The sequence below is a fragment of the Streptomyces sp. NPDC016309 genome (assembly GCF_043077235.1).
Lineage (GTDB): Bacteria > Actinomycetota > Actinomycetes > Streptomycetales > Streptomycetaceae > Streptomyces.
The window spans coordinates 37838-52004 of sequence record NZ_JBIBSG010000015.1 but is presented as its reverse complement, the minus strand read 5'-3'; the positions used below and the strand labels follow the sequence as shown (position 1 = coordinate 52004).

The window sequence follows — 14167 nt, the reverse complement described above, 5'->3', positions numbered from 1 at the left end:
GCCGCTCGCGAATGGACGTCTTCCGGCACTTCGAGTCGCGAGTCGGAAAGCCGCTGTGATCACGCGGTGGTGTCGATTCGCGCGGCGGCCGTAAGACGGGACCCTGGGAACCTGCCGGCGAACTCGCTGATGACCCACATAGTCGCCCCCGACACGCTCCACCTCCCCCCGTGAGGCTTCGTCCCCCGGTGCGCCCACCGTGTCCGCACGGCGGGCGCACCAGTCCGTCCGGCGTGCGGGGCAGGCCGGCAGGTGGGCCGAGCCCGCGGCCGGGGCCCCCGGGGCGATTCAGCCCGCATACGACCACGTACGACATGGGGCCCGGTCACTGGCCCGGTTGCGGGCCTGCCCCATTGGCCTTGAGCCGCACCGCCGCACCCTGCGGGTGATGTCCGCCCGACCTCGGGGGGCGCGTTTTGTCCGCCATGTGCCCCCGGCAGTGCTTCCTTCCGCCCCCTCCGGCTTCATCCCCTGCGCGGTTCTGCGTATGCCCAGCACCTCAAGCCAACGAGTATTGACCGGGCCGCGTCCTGGCGGCGGTGGAAGGGAGGCCCGCGTGAGCGACGACATTCAGGTGAAGCCGCCGGAGGGACAGTCCGCCCAAGAGGTCACCGACCTTTTCATGCAGGCGGCCGACACCCAAGGGCTCGACAGAGAAGGCTGTGCTTCAGGACCGTGACACGGTCATCGTGCCGCGCTCTCTCGCCGTGCAGATGGGCAGCAGGGGCGGGACCGGGTCACCACCTCAAGGGCAGACCTGCCAGGTCAAGGAGCCGGTCCAGCCGGCTGACCCAAGCAACTCGGATGCCCGCTCCTGCGGGACCGGTGACTGACTGACCGTTACCGAGGAGAGAGCAGAAAGCAGTCCTTCACGGGCGAGGGCGGCCCGCACCTGCTGCCCGAGGCAACCGGTGCCCACGGCTGAGCCACTCCTCGCGCCCCGCACCGATGTTCGGACTCCGGTACCTGGGCGTGGACCACCCAGGGAGCATGGGCCTTACTCGATCGCTGAAGGTGTTCGCCGACGCCCCCTGCGAGACGGCGTCCTCTTCTCCATCCCGCCCCACAGCAGCTTTCCCCGTTCCGGGATGCCGGTTCCCCGCAGCTCAGGCGCCCGGAACGGCGTATCTCCTGTTTTGTTCCGTATCGCTGAAAGGTGTACGTCATGAGCCGAGGCTTGATCGTCGTGGATGTCCAGAACGACTTCTGTGAGGGAGGCAGTGTCCCGGTTGCGGGTGGAGCGCGAATCGCGACCACTGTCGCCGATCTGGTGGAGCGCAGTGCGGGGTCCGACTATCGGTACGTCGTCGCCACCCGGGACCACCACATCGACCCGGGGGGCCACTTCTCGGACAACCCGGACTTCAAAGACAGCTTCCCCGTCCACTGCGTGGTCGGCGATGAGGGCGGTGAGTTCCACCCGAACTTCGCCCCCACGGCCACGGGCGGCAAGGTGGACGCCGTCTTCTTCAAGGGAGCCCACAGTGCCTCCAAGAGCGGCTTCGAAGGCGCGGACGAACACGGCACGCCCTTGGCGGACTGGCTGCGCTCGCGAGGGGTGGAAGACGTCGATGTGGTGGGCATCGCCACCGACCACTGTGTGCGCGCGACGGCTCTGGACGCCGTGAAGGCCGGGTTCCGTGCGCGTGTGCTCCTGGACTACTCGGTCGGTGTTGCTCCGGACACGACGGCGTCGACCTTGGAGGACTTCCGCCAGGCGGGCGTCGAGGTGTCCGGCGAGGTACCGGTAACCCAGTAGTCCGGTACTACGTGTCCGACGCCGTTCGGAGCCGGTCACAGACCGGCCTGCTGACCCGTGTCGGAGGGCGTGCGGTGCTCCAGTTTCCGCCCGCCCCCGGCCAGCCCTTGCCGGCCCTTGCTATGGGAGATGCCGTGTCCCGAATCGGTCCTGTCATCAACGAGTTGGTCGCCGCCGCGCGCGAGGCGCCTGGGGAGACAGTGAGCCGACTGCTGAACAGCACAGATGCCGCTGCGGTCCGTCTCGGTCGAGCGATCCTGGACCTGCAGGACGTTCTGCCGAAGCCGCCGGATCCGGACGCCGACGAGGGAACGCATCCGATCGACCCGGTGACCCATGACCCCGCGTGGTGAACCCCGCGGGGAAAGGGGCGGCATCGCCAGGGTGCTGGCCGCCGATCTGGACGGCACGCTGCTGGCCGGGAGCCGACACGAGCGGCGCCTGCTCTCCGAAGCCCTGAGCGAGGACCCGGATACAGTCGTTGTCTTCGCGACCGGCCGCGGCCTGCCATCGGTCCGGGCACTTCTGCGCGAGGACCCCCTGCTGCCTCCTCCGCAATGGATCATCGCCGACGTCGGGTCCAGCGTCATCGACGCCACCCGCATGACGCACGACCGAGCCCTGGAGGCAGAGCTGCGTGCCGGATGGCCGGGCGCGGGACCCGTCCGGGCGGCGCTGGCAACGTTCCCGCACCTCCTCTACCAGGAGCACGTACCGCAAGAGGGCCGCTGCTCCTTCTACCTCGCCCCGGAGTATTTCTGCGACGAATTGATCCGGGCGGTTCAGGCGCTGAGCTGCTCCTGGTCCTACGCTTCGAGCCGCTACTTCGACGTCCTGCCGCCCAACGGCGGCAAGGGGCGCGCGCTGGAACTCCTCGCCCGAAAGCTCGCTTGGCCCCGCAGCGGGGTGCTGGTGGCCGGGGACTCCCTCAACGACCTGTCGCTGTTCCGCCTGGGCACGCCCGGCGTGGTCGTCGCCAACGCGGAGCCCGCCCTCAGGGCACAGGCTCCGGCCAGCACCCTCATCCACCACTCGGCCCTCGACGGGGCCGCCGGCGTCCTGGAGGGGCTCGAACGCCTCGGCCGGCCCGCGAGGCACCCGGTGGTGGTCGGTTACCACCGCCCACCCGTACGCTGGCTCGACGGGCAATGGCAGCCGCCCTCCAGCCCGAACGGCGTCCTGCCAACCCTGCAGGCGGCCTTGGCCGACCCAGACCTGAACGCCGTGTGGGCCGCCGCCCACGTCGGAGAAGCACCCGTGCCGCCACCGCCACCTCCTGCGGCTGCCGGCGGCATGCTTTCCCTCCTGCCGATGCCGCCCGGCCGGTGGGCCGGCTACTTCCACCGCACCTGCAAAGAAACCCTCTGGCCGGCTCTGATGTCCCAACCCGACCTCATCCGTCACCCTCGCGCGCACTGGAGCGACTACCAGGCCGTCAACACCGCGTTCGCCCGGCACATCGCCTCCCTCGCCGAACACGGCGCAACCGTCTGGCTCCACGACTACAACCTGTGGCTCGTACCCGCCGTCCTCAAAGCCGACCGGCCCGACCTGACCATCGGCCTGTTCCACCACACCCCCTTCCCCCACCCCGACGTCTTCGGCCGCATCCCGCAAGCCGACCAGTTACGCGACTCACTCGCCCGCCTCGACTGGGCCGGCTTCCACACCCCCGACTGCGCCGACCACTTCCACCGGCTTCTCACCCCATCCGCCGGAGCCGCCCCGCGCATCGGCGTGCACCCCCTGGGCATCGACCGCCGCGCCGTCACCACCCTTGCCCGCGCCCGCGCCGCAGCCCGACCGCACCACCGCAACGACCCCACCCAGCTAATCCTGTCCGTGGAACGGCTCGACTACGCCAAAGCCCCCGTCCACAAGATCCACGCACTGGACACCCTCCTCACCGAAACGCCCGCACTGCGCCACAAAATCCGTTACCGGCTGATCTGCCCACCCCCCGAGCCCGGCATCCATGCCTACGACACGACCCGCACCGCACTCGAGACCGCCATCACCCGTATCAACCGACGCTGGGGCACCACCGGCTGGCAGCCCGTCGAGTACATCCCCCACAAACTCGACTTCGCCCACATCGTCGACCACTACCTGGCAGCCGACGTGTTCTGGGTGACCTCGCTCGCCGACGGCATGAACCTCACCGCCCAGGAGTACATCACCGTCCACCACGCCACCCGACGCCCGGGCGTCCTGGTCCTCTCCCGCCACGCTGGAGTGGCCCAGCACCTGGGAGACACCGCTCTGCTGACCGACCCGCTGGATCCCCACGACTTGGTGGACACCCTGCGCACCGCGCTCACCCTGACGCGGCAGGAGCGCGCCGCCCACATCTCCCGCCTGGCCGGCTCACTGAACACCCCGGAACCCGCCGCTTGGGCCCGCATGGTCATCACCGCCATCCGGGCCAGCGCCGATACGCATACAGGGGCACGTGAGAGCTGGAGAACGAGCGGTTCGACTCACCCGGCGTAGTGAGTGAGGGCAAGCACGGCGAAACCGCCGAAGGCGGCGGTGATGATGGGCCCGGGGGAAGGGGAGCGGCTTGCGCCGGCCGGCCGCAGCCCGCTTCAACCCCCACCAACACCTCCAGCGGCCCGCCAGGGCTGCACCGCCGTGGCCCACGCGCTCGCACCCGTGAACCTGAAGCAGGCCGGGACCGACAGCCCCATGCAGCCAGCCGTGACCGCGTGCGATTCTCGACGGATGAGCGCTTGGCCGTGGCCCGGTGTCCACTCTTGCGCCTCGTGCGGGGGCTACCGGCCGTCAGTGGCGTTTCAGGCGCTGTTCTGGCAGGCAGGGTGAGGGACATGGACATCTCGCCGTTCCTGCAGCGCAAGCTCGCCCGCCGCTTCGCCACCTTCGACACCAACCATGACGGCTATATCGACCGCACCGACTTCGAGTCGGCTTGCGACCGCCTCGCCGCCGCCTTCCAGCTCGCGCCCGAAACCCCCGCGCTCAAGCACATGCGGGAGCTGAGCGACGGCCTGTGGCAGCACTTGTCACAGGCCGCGGACACGGACGCCGACGGGCGCATCAGCCTCGCCGAGTACCAGGCGGCGTTCGCCGCCGGGTTGCTGGTCACGCCCGCTTCCTTCGACGCCGGGTACGTGCCGTTCCTCGATGCGCTGATGGACATCGCGGACCAGGACGGCGACGGGAAGCTGACGCGGGACGAGCAGGTCCGCTGGTCCGGCGCTCTGATGGGGCTGCCTGAAGCGGACGCTCGCGAGGTCTTCGGCCGCCTCGACCGGGACGCCGACGGCCTGATCAGCCGCGACGATATGCTCCAGGCCATCCGCGAGTTCTACTTCAACGAGGAGCCCACCTCCACCGGCGTATGGCTGCTTGGACCCCTGGACCCCGTCTAGCGAGAAGACGTGTCGCCCGAACGACTGGTCGGTGACCCAAGGCTGTTGTCAAAGTCTGCTCGAACCGGCCGTACGGGGCGATCGGCCCAAACGCTCACCCACGGCCCACGCCCCCGTACGGCTGCCGTCCCGCCGCCGGGCTGCGCCCGCGCAGCCGTCGTGCCGCCGCGTAGACTCGCCCACCATGGAAAAGATGTTCGAGCTGGGGGTCATCAGCTGCCCGTCCGGCACCCTAGTGATCATTGACGGTGGTCACCTGGGGCTGTGGAGCGGAGGCCGGTCGCCGGCGGACATCGATCCTGCCTCCTTGGGCATCGAAGACCCTGCAATGGCCGCCGACGTCGCGAGCGCCATCGACTTCGTGGTCACGGGTCCGGACGCCTCCGCGGCAGTTCGGACCTTTGACAGGCAGCCAGGCTCCAGGCTCCACGACGTTCCGGCCTCGAAGGCCGCCGCATTCGAGGCGACTTTCGATGGTCACTGCCGAAACGCCGGCCTGGATGCGCGACTGGAGGCCCTGCCGGTCCGGGAGGCCCATGCGCACAGGGCCCGCCGGACAGCCGAAGAGGGCGGCGGCAGCTTTTCGATATTCGGGGTACCCGTCGTTGCCGTGGGTGGCGTACCCAGAAACCGCCACCTGCCCGTGCTGGCTACGCAGGTCGACTTCGGCGATGGTGTCGGGGCTCGCTGGTCCGAGATCTCGATCCGGATGCGCGAGGGCCAGGTCGCGTCATCGGTTTCCTTGGGTGACATAGGAGTGGACTGGGCACGTGTGCTTTTCGGAGATGTCGACGCCCTGAACTCCTGGCAGCACGATGAGCCGGTGGACGGCTTGGCCGACGTGGCGTTCTGGGGTGGTGCCGCGGCAGACGAAGCCGCCGCGACGTTCGCCGCACCCGAACTGGGAGAGCCCGGCGAGGACGGTGTTCGCGGGTGGACCGCCCTGCCGGTCCCGGAGGCCGTGGACAGAGCCCGTGCGCTGACCAGATGGAAGGACGAGACCGGACGCCGCATGGCAGTGGACTTCCGCCCCCACTCCCATCACTGGCAGATCATGCGGGAGGTACGTGCCTCGCCAGTCGAAGCCGGATGCGTGGAACTTGGTGATGCCCGAGTGCTGTGCGCCATGACGAGCTGGGGTGACGGCTTCTTCCCAGTGATCGCTGATCTGGATTCGTCGGGTGACCTACTCGCGGTGCGAGTGCGCTTCTCCCACACGCCCTGAACAGTCGGCCCAGGGCGCCCGGGACGGGTACGAAGCCCCGTACCTCGGTCAGCCGTGTACGCCGCCGCCGGCCCTCGGGTTCGGGGCCGGCTCGCTTGTCCAGATACTGACCTCCTCGGCGACGGGGTTACGGGCCCCCGAGGCGGATGACGGTTCCTCAACTTCCCCAAGAAAGGGGAAGGATCGCTTCTGATGTCCGAATTGTGGCGATATTTGTATCGCGAGACGGCTTGACGAACACCCGCAGGAACCTCTTAGGTACGCCTTACCTAATGTTTATCCGAAAGATTTCAGCCATGCCGAGACCTGCCCCGTTCTCGCTCCTCCTCGCCGCCCCGCCCGGGTTCGCCCTGACGGCCCGTGGCACCGTCGACGCAGGCAAGACCGCCGCTGCCAAGCCGCGGGCGAAGGAGACCGCCCCGGCCGGAGTGACACACCAGCACACCGTCCTGGAGGCGCGGATCGCCGCCGACGGCGGGGAGGCCAAGGTCGGGGAGTACCGCGGCGGCTGCATCGCCGAGGCGGCCGAGCCATGGTTCCAGGCGGAGCGGGGCGGACAGGGCGAGCACTCCGGGCACGGCAAGCTCGTCAACCGCGAGCCGACCAAGGACGAGACCCGCCACATCGAGGTCATTCCGATGGAGGCCGCCACCGGCCGCATCGTCCCGGGTGTCCCGATCCGCCTCGAGGTCGTCGACGCCCAGGGGCAGGTCGCCCAGGCGCGGGGCCTGAACTTCTACCACGCCGAGTTCTTCCACAACGCCAACGACTTCTCCATCCCCACCGCCGGGAAGTACGCCCTGCGCGCGACCCTCCAGCCGTCGGCCTTCCTGTGGCGCGGCGCCAGCGGTGAGAAGCCCGCGCCGAGCGAGTCCGTCACCGCCACCTTCGCGAACGTCGAACTGAAGCCCGAAAGCTGACCGATGGCCCTCAGTACGGAAAGGCCCCTGGTCGCCGCTCCGGCGCCGCTGCCCGTCAGCGGCGGGCGGGAGCGGGCAACGCCCCTGTGGGTCCTGATCGCCCTCGGCGTCCTCAGCTCCGGCGTCATCGCCGGCGCCTGCTGGATGTCCGGCCACGTTCACCCCGACACCACCCTCCAGACGGTGGCGCGCTTCTTCCATGTCGCCGCCCTTATCGTTGGCCTCGGGGCCGTCCTCGCCGTCGACTGGTTCGGCATCCTGTGGCTGCTGGGCAAGCGCCGCCTGTCCGACATCACCGGCACCGCATGCGCCCTGCAGATACCCATCTGGATGGGAATGTCCGGTCTGGTCGTCACCGGTCTGTTCCTGCGGCCGAATCTCGATTCGCCCCTCACCCTGGTCAAGCTCGGCCTCGTGTTCGCCGTGACCGTCAACGGCCTGTACGCGCACTGGCTAGGCCAGCGCCTGGAGTGGTACAGGGACGACGCGTCGATACCCCGCCACCTGATGGTGCAGTCGGGCCTGGCCGCCGCCGTCAGCCAGAGCGGTTGGTGGGGCGCTACCCTCATCGGCTTCCTCAACAGCCAGTCCTGACTGGCGCCAAGTCGACGGGTTCGTGGATTCCTGGAGGGTAAATCCGGGGAACCGGAGGGTGGCGCAGCTCCTGAAGGCCGGAGTCGCCTGCGGGTTGCGGGCTTCCCACTGGCCTGGACAGTGTGGGCCGGCTCCCAGCCGCCAGTGGGATCCGGCCCCCCTCAGCGATCATTCGGGCATGATCTGTACGTGTGATTCCGGCCCGCCCCCACCTTCGCGGTTGGTGCGCAGTGCTGGGGTCGGTCATGCCACATGGGGGAGACGTCGGCGATGGGGAGATGCGCGTGATCGTCTGGGTGAACGGTGCGTTCGGCAGCGGGAAGAGCACGCTGGTCGATGAACTTCGTTCGCGGTGGCCCGCAGCGCTGGTCTATGACCCGGAGATGGTCGGTTTTGTGCTGCGCGAGATCGTGACTGTTCCGACCGGCGACTTCCAGGATCTGCGGTTGTGGCGGCGGCAAGTCGCGCATCTGGCTGTGGGGCTCGTCGAGGAGTATCAGCGACCCGTTCTCGTACCCATGACGTTGGTCGACCCCACGTATGTCGAGGAGATCTTCGGCGCGCTGAAGGCCGCGGGAATCGTCGTGCATCACTTCTTCCTCAAAGTCTCCGAGGAGGTCCTGGTGAAGCGGATCGACGGACGAAGCTTCACTCCGGACGATCCCGCGCAGGATGAACGGGTGCGGCAGTGGTGCAAGACCAAGATCGAGACGTGCGCGGTCGCACTGGACACGCTGCCCAGCGACACCGTACTCCTGGACGGCGAGCTGTCCCCCAAGGAGTTGGCCGACAACGTGCTGGCCCACGTCGGCGGACCCATCGCTGAGTGACGAACGGGGCAGCGAACCGGCCGGCTCGTCAGGCCTGGGTGGGGTCCTTGATGAAACGGTGCGGGTGGGCGGCGGCCACGCGAAGAAGCTGTCGATGTTGACCATGTTCTGGCGCACGGCATGCCTGGAGCAGCCGGGAGCCGGGACACCTTCGGTCCCCGGGGCGCCCTCGAGCCGGCGGGGGAGTCAGCGCGGACAGCGTGATCGACCCGGGAGCGCGGAGGCACCCGTCGCGCTTGGTTGCTCCTCACTGGGCCCGGTCGTGACGTTCCCGCCTGCCGTGTCAGGTGACGGTGGGGGCAAGGTGGTGGTCGACGCGTGTCCAGTGCTTGTCGAGATGGTGGAGGGCTTGGTGCCGGTCGCCTGTCGTGCAGGCGGTGAGGAGGGTGTCCCAGTCGGCTTCGTGGACGGTGGTGGGAGGCATGTGCAGGCGGTGTGCCCGTTGCCATACGGGGGTGAGGTGGGTGACGGCGTCGTACAGGGGCCGGTTGGCGCAGGCCAGCACGAAGGTGTCCCAAAGCGCCAGCTCGCCGGCGAGGGCATCGGCGATCTCGTTGCGGGTGGCAGCGCGAGTGTGAGCGGTGGCGCAGTTCCGCAGGGCCTGGAGGTGGTCTTCCGCCAGGGGCCAGGAGGTGGTGGTCAGGGCGGTGCGGTACAGACCGTGCAGGACGGTGGCGGTGTGCCGGCTTGCAGCGCTGTCGATGCTCGTCACGCGTGCGGCGTCGGGGCCGGTGTATTCGACCAGCCGCTGGGCGGCCAGCATGATCAGGGCTTCCCGCACCCGGGCCTTGGGGACCTGCAGGCGCTGGGCGGTGTGGGTCTCGTCCAGACCTGTGCCCGGCGGCAGGGTCCCGTCGACGATCTCGATGAGCAGGGTTTCGTGGATGCGTAGGCGCAGGGCATGCGGATCGTCGGCGCCGTGGCGGAGCGACAGGGGGATGCGTGCTGTAGGGGTCATGGCGTCCTCGTGAAGGGTGGTTGGTGCGGGGCGGAGGGTGATGGTCAGGTTCGACCGCTTGTCCGGCCGGAGGATCAGTAGCCGGTGGGGCGGACGAGTCCGGTTTCGTAGGCGAAGACGGCTGCCTGGGTGCGGTCACGCAGGCTGAGTTTGTCCAGGATGCGGCTGACGTGAGTTTTGATGGTCTGCTCGGCCACGACGAGGTGGGAGGCGATCTCGGCGTTCGAGAGACCCTGCGCGATGAGGGCGAGTACCTCGGTTTCGCGTTCGGTCAGGTTCGTGGCGCGTTCTTTCGCCGGCGCTTGTGGGGTGTGAATGCGGGTGAACTCGGCTATGAGGCGTTTGGTGATGTTGGGTGCCAGGAGCGCGTCCCCGGCGGCCACGACGCGCACGGCTTCCGCGAGCTGGTGTGCGGAGGCGTCCTTGAGGAGGAAGCCGGAAGCTCCGGCACGCAAGGCTTCGTAGACGTATTCATCGAGGTCGAAGGTGGTCAGGACGAGGACTTTCGTGTCGCTGGCGGGGTCGGTGGTGATGCGGCTGGTGGCTTCGATGCCGTCGGCGCCGGGCATGCGGATGTCCATCAGGACGACGTCGGGTCGCAGTTCACCGGCCTTGGCCACGGCGTCGTTGCCATCGACGGCCTGTCCGACGACGTCGATGTCGGGCTCGGCGCCCAGGAGGACGGTGAAGCCCTGGCGGACCATCATCTGGTCGTCGGCGATCAGTACGCGGATCGGGGTCATGCGGTCTTTCCTGTCAGGGGAGCGTTGTCGGCGGGGGTGGTGAGCAGAGCGGTGAGGGGCAGGCGGGCGGTGACTCGGTACCCGCCGTCGGGGGTCGGCCCGGTGGTGAGATCGCCGCCGAGCATGGTGACCCGCTCCCGCATCCCCAGCAGGCCGTGCCCGGCGCCGGGGGAGGGGGCAGCGGGCCGGGCTGGGGCCGTGTTGGTCATGTCGATCTCCAGCCCTCGCACGGTGTGGTGGAGATGGAGGCGGACGTGTGAGCCGGGGGCGTGGCGCAGGCAGTTGCTCAGGGCTTCCTGCACGATGCGGTACACGGACAGTTCGGCGCCCGGCGCGAGCGGCCGCGGCGGCCGGCCGGTCGTCTCGGTCGTGACGGACAGGCCGGCTCCGCGGACGTTGTCGACCAGCGTGCCGAGGTCGGCCAGGCTCGGCTGCGGAGTGTGCGCGGCGTGCGGGTCGGGGGCGTCCTCGGACCGCAGCACCCCCAGGACCCGGCGCAGTTCGGTGAGCGCGTCCAGAGCGTTGCTCCGGATACCGGCCAGGTTCTCCTTCAGCTCCGGCGGATTGTCGATGAGGTGAGGCGCCACTTGGGCCTGGATGGAGATCACCGACATGTGGTGGGCCACCACATCGTGCAGCTCGCGGGCGATACGGCCGCGCTCCTCGAGCAGGGTGCGCCGGGCACGTTCCTCGGCCGTCAGACCGGTCTGCGCCTCCAGCCTCACCTGGGTCTCTCGCCGCCCGCGCAACGTGACCCCGATCAGCACGACCACGGAGAACAGGACGAGGGTCAGCACGGTGGTGGAGCGGTGAGCGGCGCCACCACCGGTGACCAGTTCGACCCCGCCGGGCAGGAGGACGGACAGGGCCAATGCCGCGCCGGCCGCGCGGGTACGCACACGCAGCGCGAGCAGCAGGAGGATGCCGGCATGGGCGCACAGTCCGGGGATACTCCAGGGCCAGGGGGTGTTCCACAACAGGTACGGTGCGCCGGCCGCGGCGGCCACCACGGCTCCCGCCAGGGACAGCCACCAGGCGAGCACCGGGCGGGCCAGGGCGAGGAGCAGCGCACCGCCCTGCAGCAGGGCAAGCAGGAAGCCGTACCCCAGACCGAGCTGGTTGCGGTGGCCCAACTGGTCGCTGTCGGCTATGACCACGACGACGGCCGCGACGGCGACCAGGACGTGGGGCAGCCTGCTCAACCACCGCGGCCGGCCCAGGGGCGGCAGCGGGTCGGCCCTGAGGACCAGCAGATCCTCGCGTATCCCGCGCAAGGCGCTGATCACTCTGCTCTGGTCTCGTTGGTCAGTCATGTCTCATCCGGCGAGCGTCGGTCGGGGGTCATGATGATGGAACGCGAGGCGGCCCGTGTGGCTGCGGTCGGTCGCGAGCGGGGCAGGGGAGACGGGCGCGGCGGACCCGGCCGGTGTTCGTGGTCACGGAAGGCCGACCAGCACACCAGGAGCGCGGCGGCGAACACGGGCAGCCAGAGCAGCCGCGCTGCCACCCATCCCGGACCCTCGGGCACCGTGTGCAAGCCGGGCACGGGTGCTCCCCACAGCAGTGCGGTGGCGGTGACGGCCATCATCGCGGTCTGGTGCCACAGGAAGACGGTCATGGCCGACAGGTTGGTGAGCGCGACCGCCGTCCAGGCCGCCGGCCGCCGCATCAGCCGCGCCAGCAGGTCTCGGGCCAGCAGGGCGACGGCGCACTGGGCGAGGCCGAACGCGACGACGACCAGGCTGGGGGGATCGAGGTTGGAGGTCTTCTCGCCGTCGACGCCCACCATGCCGGCCGGGTAGCCGCACCATCCGACGAGCAGGGCTGCCGCCGCACCGGCGCCGGCCAGGAGCGCCACCAGCGGAGCGCGCCGGGTGAACGCGCCCCGTGCCCAGGCCGCTCCCAGGCACCAGGGGACCAGCCATCCTGACACCACATTGATCCAGCCGAGCCACGCCGGGGCACCGAGGCCGAAGCGCCCGACGTCCACCAGGGCGACGACGGTCAGCGGCCACAGCGGGCTGAGACCGGCGACCACCGGCGTCAGAGCCGTCAGCAGCGCGAACACCACCAGGAACCACAGCGGCGACAGGGCCAGCTTCAGCAGCGTGCGAGCCGTCTCCACGCCGGCCCCCAGGACCAGCATGCCGACGACGGCGACCGTCCACCAGCACACGAGTACGGCGGCCGGTCTGAACAGGCGCCCCAGCCTCCGGGACAGCCACCGCGCATAGCGCTCCCCCCGGGCGCGGGCCGACAGGTAGCTGGTGGAGCCGGCGTGCCCGCCGATGAGGAAGAACACCGCCAGAGTCTGGAGAATCCAGGAAATGGGAGCCAGGTGGGGCATGTGCCGCAGCGGGCTGGTGGAGCGCAGCGCACCATCGGCGGTGGTCAGCGCCGTGACCAGCCAGTGGCCAAGGACGACACCGAGGATCGCGAGAGCCCGGAGCGCGTCGACCGCCCGGTCGCGGTCGGGCGGCGTGCCCTCTTCGACCCTTCCCGCCGGCCACGAGAGGCGTATACCGAGATCAGGCACCCTCGGGCTCCGTGCTCGTGCCGAGGACGATCCGGGCGAGGCTTCGCAGGGACACCGATCCGGGCCGCAGGTAGCCGCTGTGGTCGGCGTCGCCCGCCGCGAACGGCCGGGCCCCGAAGGCGGGATCGGCCGGGTCGGCACCGAAACCGACCTCCGTACCCAGAAAGGTGAGGCGGGTGTGGGGCACGTTCGCGATCCAGTCGCCCCTGCCACGGCCGGCCCAGATACGAGCCGACGAGCGCAGCTCCGCAGCAGTCTCACAGCCAGTACCGGGGCTGCCGTACAGGACGATATCGGCCACCTGAAGCCCCGATGCCGCCGGTCGTCCGTGGGGTCGACCACCGTGGGGGAACCCTGATGTCCTACCTGACCGCCCGCACGAAGCAGGTCGTGTTCGTTCCAGCCGTGGTCAACCTGCCGCTGCGCCCCCCGGCGATGCTGGCGAAGGCCGCCGCCAGCTTGGATCTGTTGTCCGGCGGCCGCCTGCGCCTCGGCCTGGGAGCCGGGGCCTTCTGGGAAGCCATCGTCGCGATGGGCGGTCCCCGCCGCGGAAAGAAGGAGGCCGTCGACGCGCTCGCCGAGGCCATGGAAGTCATCCGAGCGATGTGGAGCGGGCACCGCTCCGCCCGTGCAGGCGGCGGCCACTACAAGGTGGCCGGCGTCCATCCCGGCCCGGCACCGTCCGCGGATCTGGGCATCTGGCTTGGCGCCTACGGGCCCAGGATGCTCACACTGACCGGCCGTAAGGCCGACGGCTGGCTGCCCACGCTGTCCTTTCTGGGCCCGGACCGCCTCGGCGAGGCGATCCAGCGCATCGATGACGCCGGACAGCAGGCAGGCCGCGACCCTGCCGCGATCCGCAAGGTCTACAACCTCAACGGACTGATCACCCCGGCATCGAAGGGGCCCTTCCACGGTCCGGCGCAGCAGTGGGCGGAGGAGATCACAGCGCTGGTCCGCGACCTGGGGATGAACGGCTTCGTGTACTGGCCCGACCAGGACCACCAGCGCCAGCTTGCGCTCTTCGCCCGCGAAGTAGTGCCCGTCGTCCGGCGGAACCTGGCCACCTGACCCCGGCCGGGCATCTCCGGGGCTTGGGAATCGCCCCGTCAAAGCGTACGTTGAGAGGAAAAATTGGCCGACCATTGAACAGACCCGTTAGCCCTGATTGGTCCTCTGCCCTGCGCGGACCCGCTGGGGGGAGGATCAG

The 14167-nt window shown here is 69.6% G+C and carries 15 protein-coding genes; 10 read left to right on the top strand and 5 right to left on the bottom strand.

Annotation, left to right across the window (positions count from 1 at the left end):
* Positions 1-556 precede the first annotated feature (556 nt).
* The 9 genes from ACF068_RS29040 to ACF068_RS29000 all read left to right on the top strand — a co-directional run bounded on the left by ACF068_RS29040 (position 557) and on the right by ACF068_RS29000 (position 8720).
* On the top strand, positions 557-679 hold the full coding sequence (locus tag ACF068_RS29040) for a hypothetical protein (RefSeq protein WP_392277266.1): 123 nt from the start codon (positions 557-559) through the stop codon (positions 677-679).
* Between the two features lie 486 nt (positions 680-1165).
* A complete protein-coding gene (locus ACF068_RS29035) occupies positions 1166-1759 on the top strand; it encodes an isochorismatase family protein (RefSeq protein ID WP_392277265.1) in 594 nt (197 codons plus the stop codon).
* 134 nt (positions 1760-1893) lie between these two features.
* Positions 1894-2112 carry a hypothetical protein gene (locus ACF068_RS29030; protein WP_392277264.1) on the top strand — a complete coding sequence of 73 codons (219 nt, stop codon included), beginning with the start codon at positions 1894-1896 and terminating at the stop codon, positions 2110-2112.
* Entirely contained in the window at positions 2096-4252 is a 2157-nt protein-coding gene (locus tag ACF068_RS29025; RefSeq protein WP_392277263.1) for a trehalose-6-phosphate synthase, read from the top strand. The genes ACF068_RS29030 and ACF068_RS29025 overlap by 17 nt, the downstream gene beginning before the upstream one ends.
* Before the next feature lie 335 nt (positions 4253-4587).
* Positions 4588-5151 (top strand): EF-hand domain-containing protein, encoded by a 564-nt coding sequence (locus ACF068_RS29020; RefSeq protein WP_392277262.1) that lies wholly within the window; start codon positions 4588-4590, stop codon positions 5149-5151.
* A gap of 184 nt (positions 5152-5335) precedes the next feature.
* The gene (locus ACF068_RS29015) at positions 5336-6376 is read left to right on the top strand and encodes a hypothetical protein (RefSeq protein WP_392277261.1); all 1041 of its coding nucleotides are present in this window, start codon (positions 5336-5338) and stop codon (positions 6374-6376) included.
* 296 nt (positions 6377-6672) lie between these two features.
* Positions 6673-7296 carry a hypothetical protein gene (locus tag ACF068_RS29010; RefSeq protein ID WP_392277260.1) on the top strand — a complete coding sequence of 208 codons (624 nt, stop codon included), beginning with the start codon at positions 6673-6675 and terminating at the stop codon, positions 7294-7296.
* A 3-nt stretch (positions 7297-7299) separates the two neighbouring features.
* On the top strand, positions 7300-7890 hold the full coding sequence (locus ACF068_RS29005; RefSeq protein WP_392277259.1) for a hypothetical protein: 591 nt from the start codon (positions 7300-7302) through the stop codon (positions 7888-7890).
* A gap of 284 nt (positions 7891-8174) precedes the next feature.
* Positions 8175-8720, top strand: coding sequence for an AAA family ATPase (locus tag ACF068_RS29000; RefSeq protein WP_392277258.1), 546 nt, complete (start codon positions 8175-8177; stop codon positions 8718-8720).
* A gap of 283 nt (positions 8721-9003) precedes the next feature.
* Here ACF068_RS29000 and ACF068_RS28995 read toward each other — a convergent pair whose 3' ends face one another.
* The 5 genes from ACF068_RS28995 to ACF068_RS28975 all read right to left on the bottom strand — a co-directional run bounded on the left by ACF068_RS28995 (position 9004) and on the right by ACF068_RS28975 (position 13258).
* Positions 9004-9678 carry a GntR family transcriptional regulator gene (locus tag ACF068_RS28995; RefSeq protein ID WP_392277257.1) on the bottom strand — a complete coding sequence of 225 codons (675 nt, stop codon included), beginning with the start codon at positions 9676-9678 and terminating at the stop codon, positions 9004-9006.
* A 74-nt stretch (positions 9679-9752) separates the two neighbouring features.
* Positions 9753-10421 (bottom strand): response regulator, encoded by a 669-nt coding sequence (locus tag ACF068_RS28990; protein ID WP_392277256.1) that lies wholly within the window; start codon positions 10419-10421, stop codon positions 9753-9755.
* A complete protein-coding gene (locus ACF068_RS28985) occupies positions 10418-11734 on the bottom strand; it encodes a sensor histidine kinase (RefSeq protein ID WP_392277255.1) in 1317 nt (438 codons plus the stop codon). The genes ACF068_RS28990 and ACF068_RS28985 overlap by 4 nt, the downstream gene beginning before the upstream one ends.
* Positions 11731-12957, bottom strand: a complete 1227-nt coding sequence (locus tag ACF068_RS28980) for an acyltransferase (protein WP_392277254.1) — start codon at positions 12955-12957, stop codon at positions 11731-11733. Before ACF068_RS28980 ends, ACF068_RS28985 begins: the two co-directional genes overlap by 4 nt.
* Complete coding sequence (locus ACF068_RS28975; RefSeq protein ID WP_392277253.1) at positions 12950-13258, bottom strand: alpha/beta hydrolase; 309 nt, start codon at positions 13256-13258, stop codon at positions 12950-12952. Before ACF068_RS28975 ends, ACF068_RS28980 begins: the two co-directional genes overlap by 8 nt.
* 56 nt (positions 13259-13314) lie before the next feature.
* Between ACF068_RS28975 and ACF068_RS28970 the strand changes: the two genes are divergently transcribed.
* Complete coding sequence (locus ACF068_RS28970; RefSeq protein ID WP_392277252.1) at positions 13315-14028, top strand: LLM class flavin-dependent oxidoreductase; 714 nt, start codon at positions 13315-13317, stop codon at positions 14026-14028.
* The last annotated feature ends 139 nt before the right edge of the window (positions 14029-14167 follow it).

Coding starts and splice junctions, on each gene's coding strand:
- ACF068_RS29005 (WP_392277259.1), top strand. CDS start 7,300: ATGGCCCTCAGTACGGAAAGGCCCCTGGTCGCCGCTCCGGCGCCGCTG.
- ACF068_RS29020 (WP_392277262.1), top strand. CDS start 4,588: ATGGACATCTCGCCGTTCCTGCAGCGCAAGCTCGCCCGCCGCTTCGCC.
- ACF068_RS28995 (WP_392277257.1), bottom strand. CDS start 9,678: ATGACCCCTACAGCACGCATCCCCCTGTCGCTCCGCCACGGCGCCGAC.
- ACF068_RS28990 (WP_392277256.1), bottom strand. CDS start 10,421: ATGACCCCGATCCGCGTACTGATCGCCGACGACCAGATGATGGTCCGC.
- ACF068_RS29015 (WP_392277261.1), top strand. CDS start 5,336: ATGGAAAAGATGTTCGAGCTGGGGGTCATCAGCTGCCCGTCCGGCACC.
- ACF068_RS29010 (WP_392277260.1), top strand. CDS start 6,673: ATGCCGAGACCTGCCCCGTTCTCGCTCCTCCTCGCCGCCCCGCCCGGG.
- ACF068_RS29025 (WP_392277263.1), top strand. CDS start 2,096: ATGACCCCGCGTGGTGAACCCCGCGGGGAAAGGGGCGGCATCGCCAGG.
- ACF068_RS28970 (WP_392277252.1), top strand. CDS start 13,315: ATGTCCTACCTGACCGCCCGCACGAAGCAGGTCGTGTTCGTTCCAGCC.
- ACF068_RS29035 (WP_392277265.1), top strand. CDS start 1,166: ATGAGCCGAGGCTTGATCGTCGTGGATGTCCAGAACGACTTCTGTGAG.
- ACF068_RS28985 (WP_392277255.1), bottom strand. CDS start 11,734: ATGACTGACCAACGAGACCAGAGCAGAGTGATCAGCGCCTTGCGCGGG.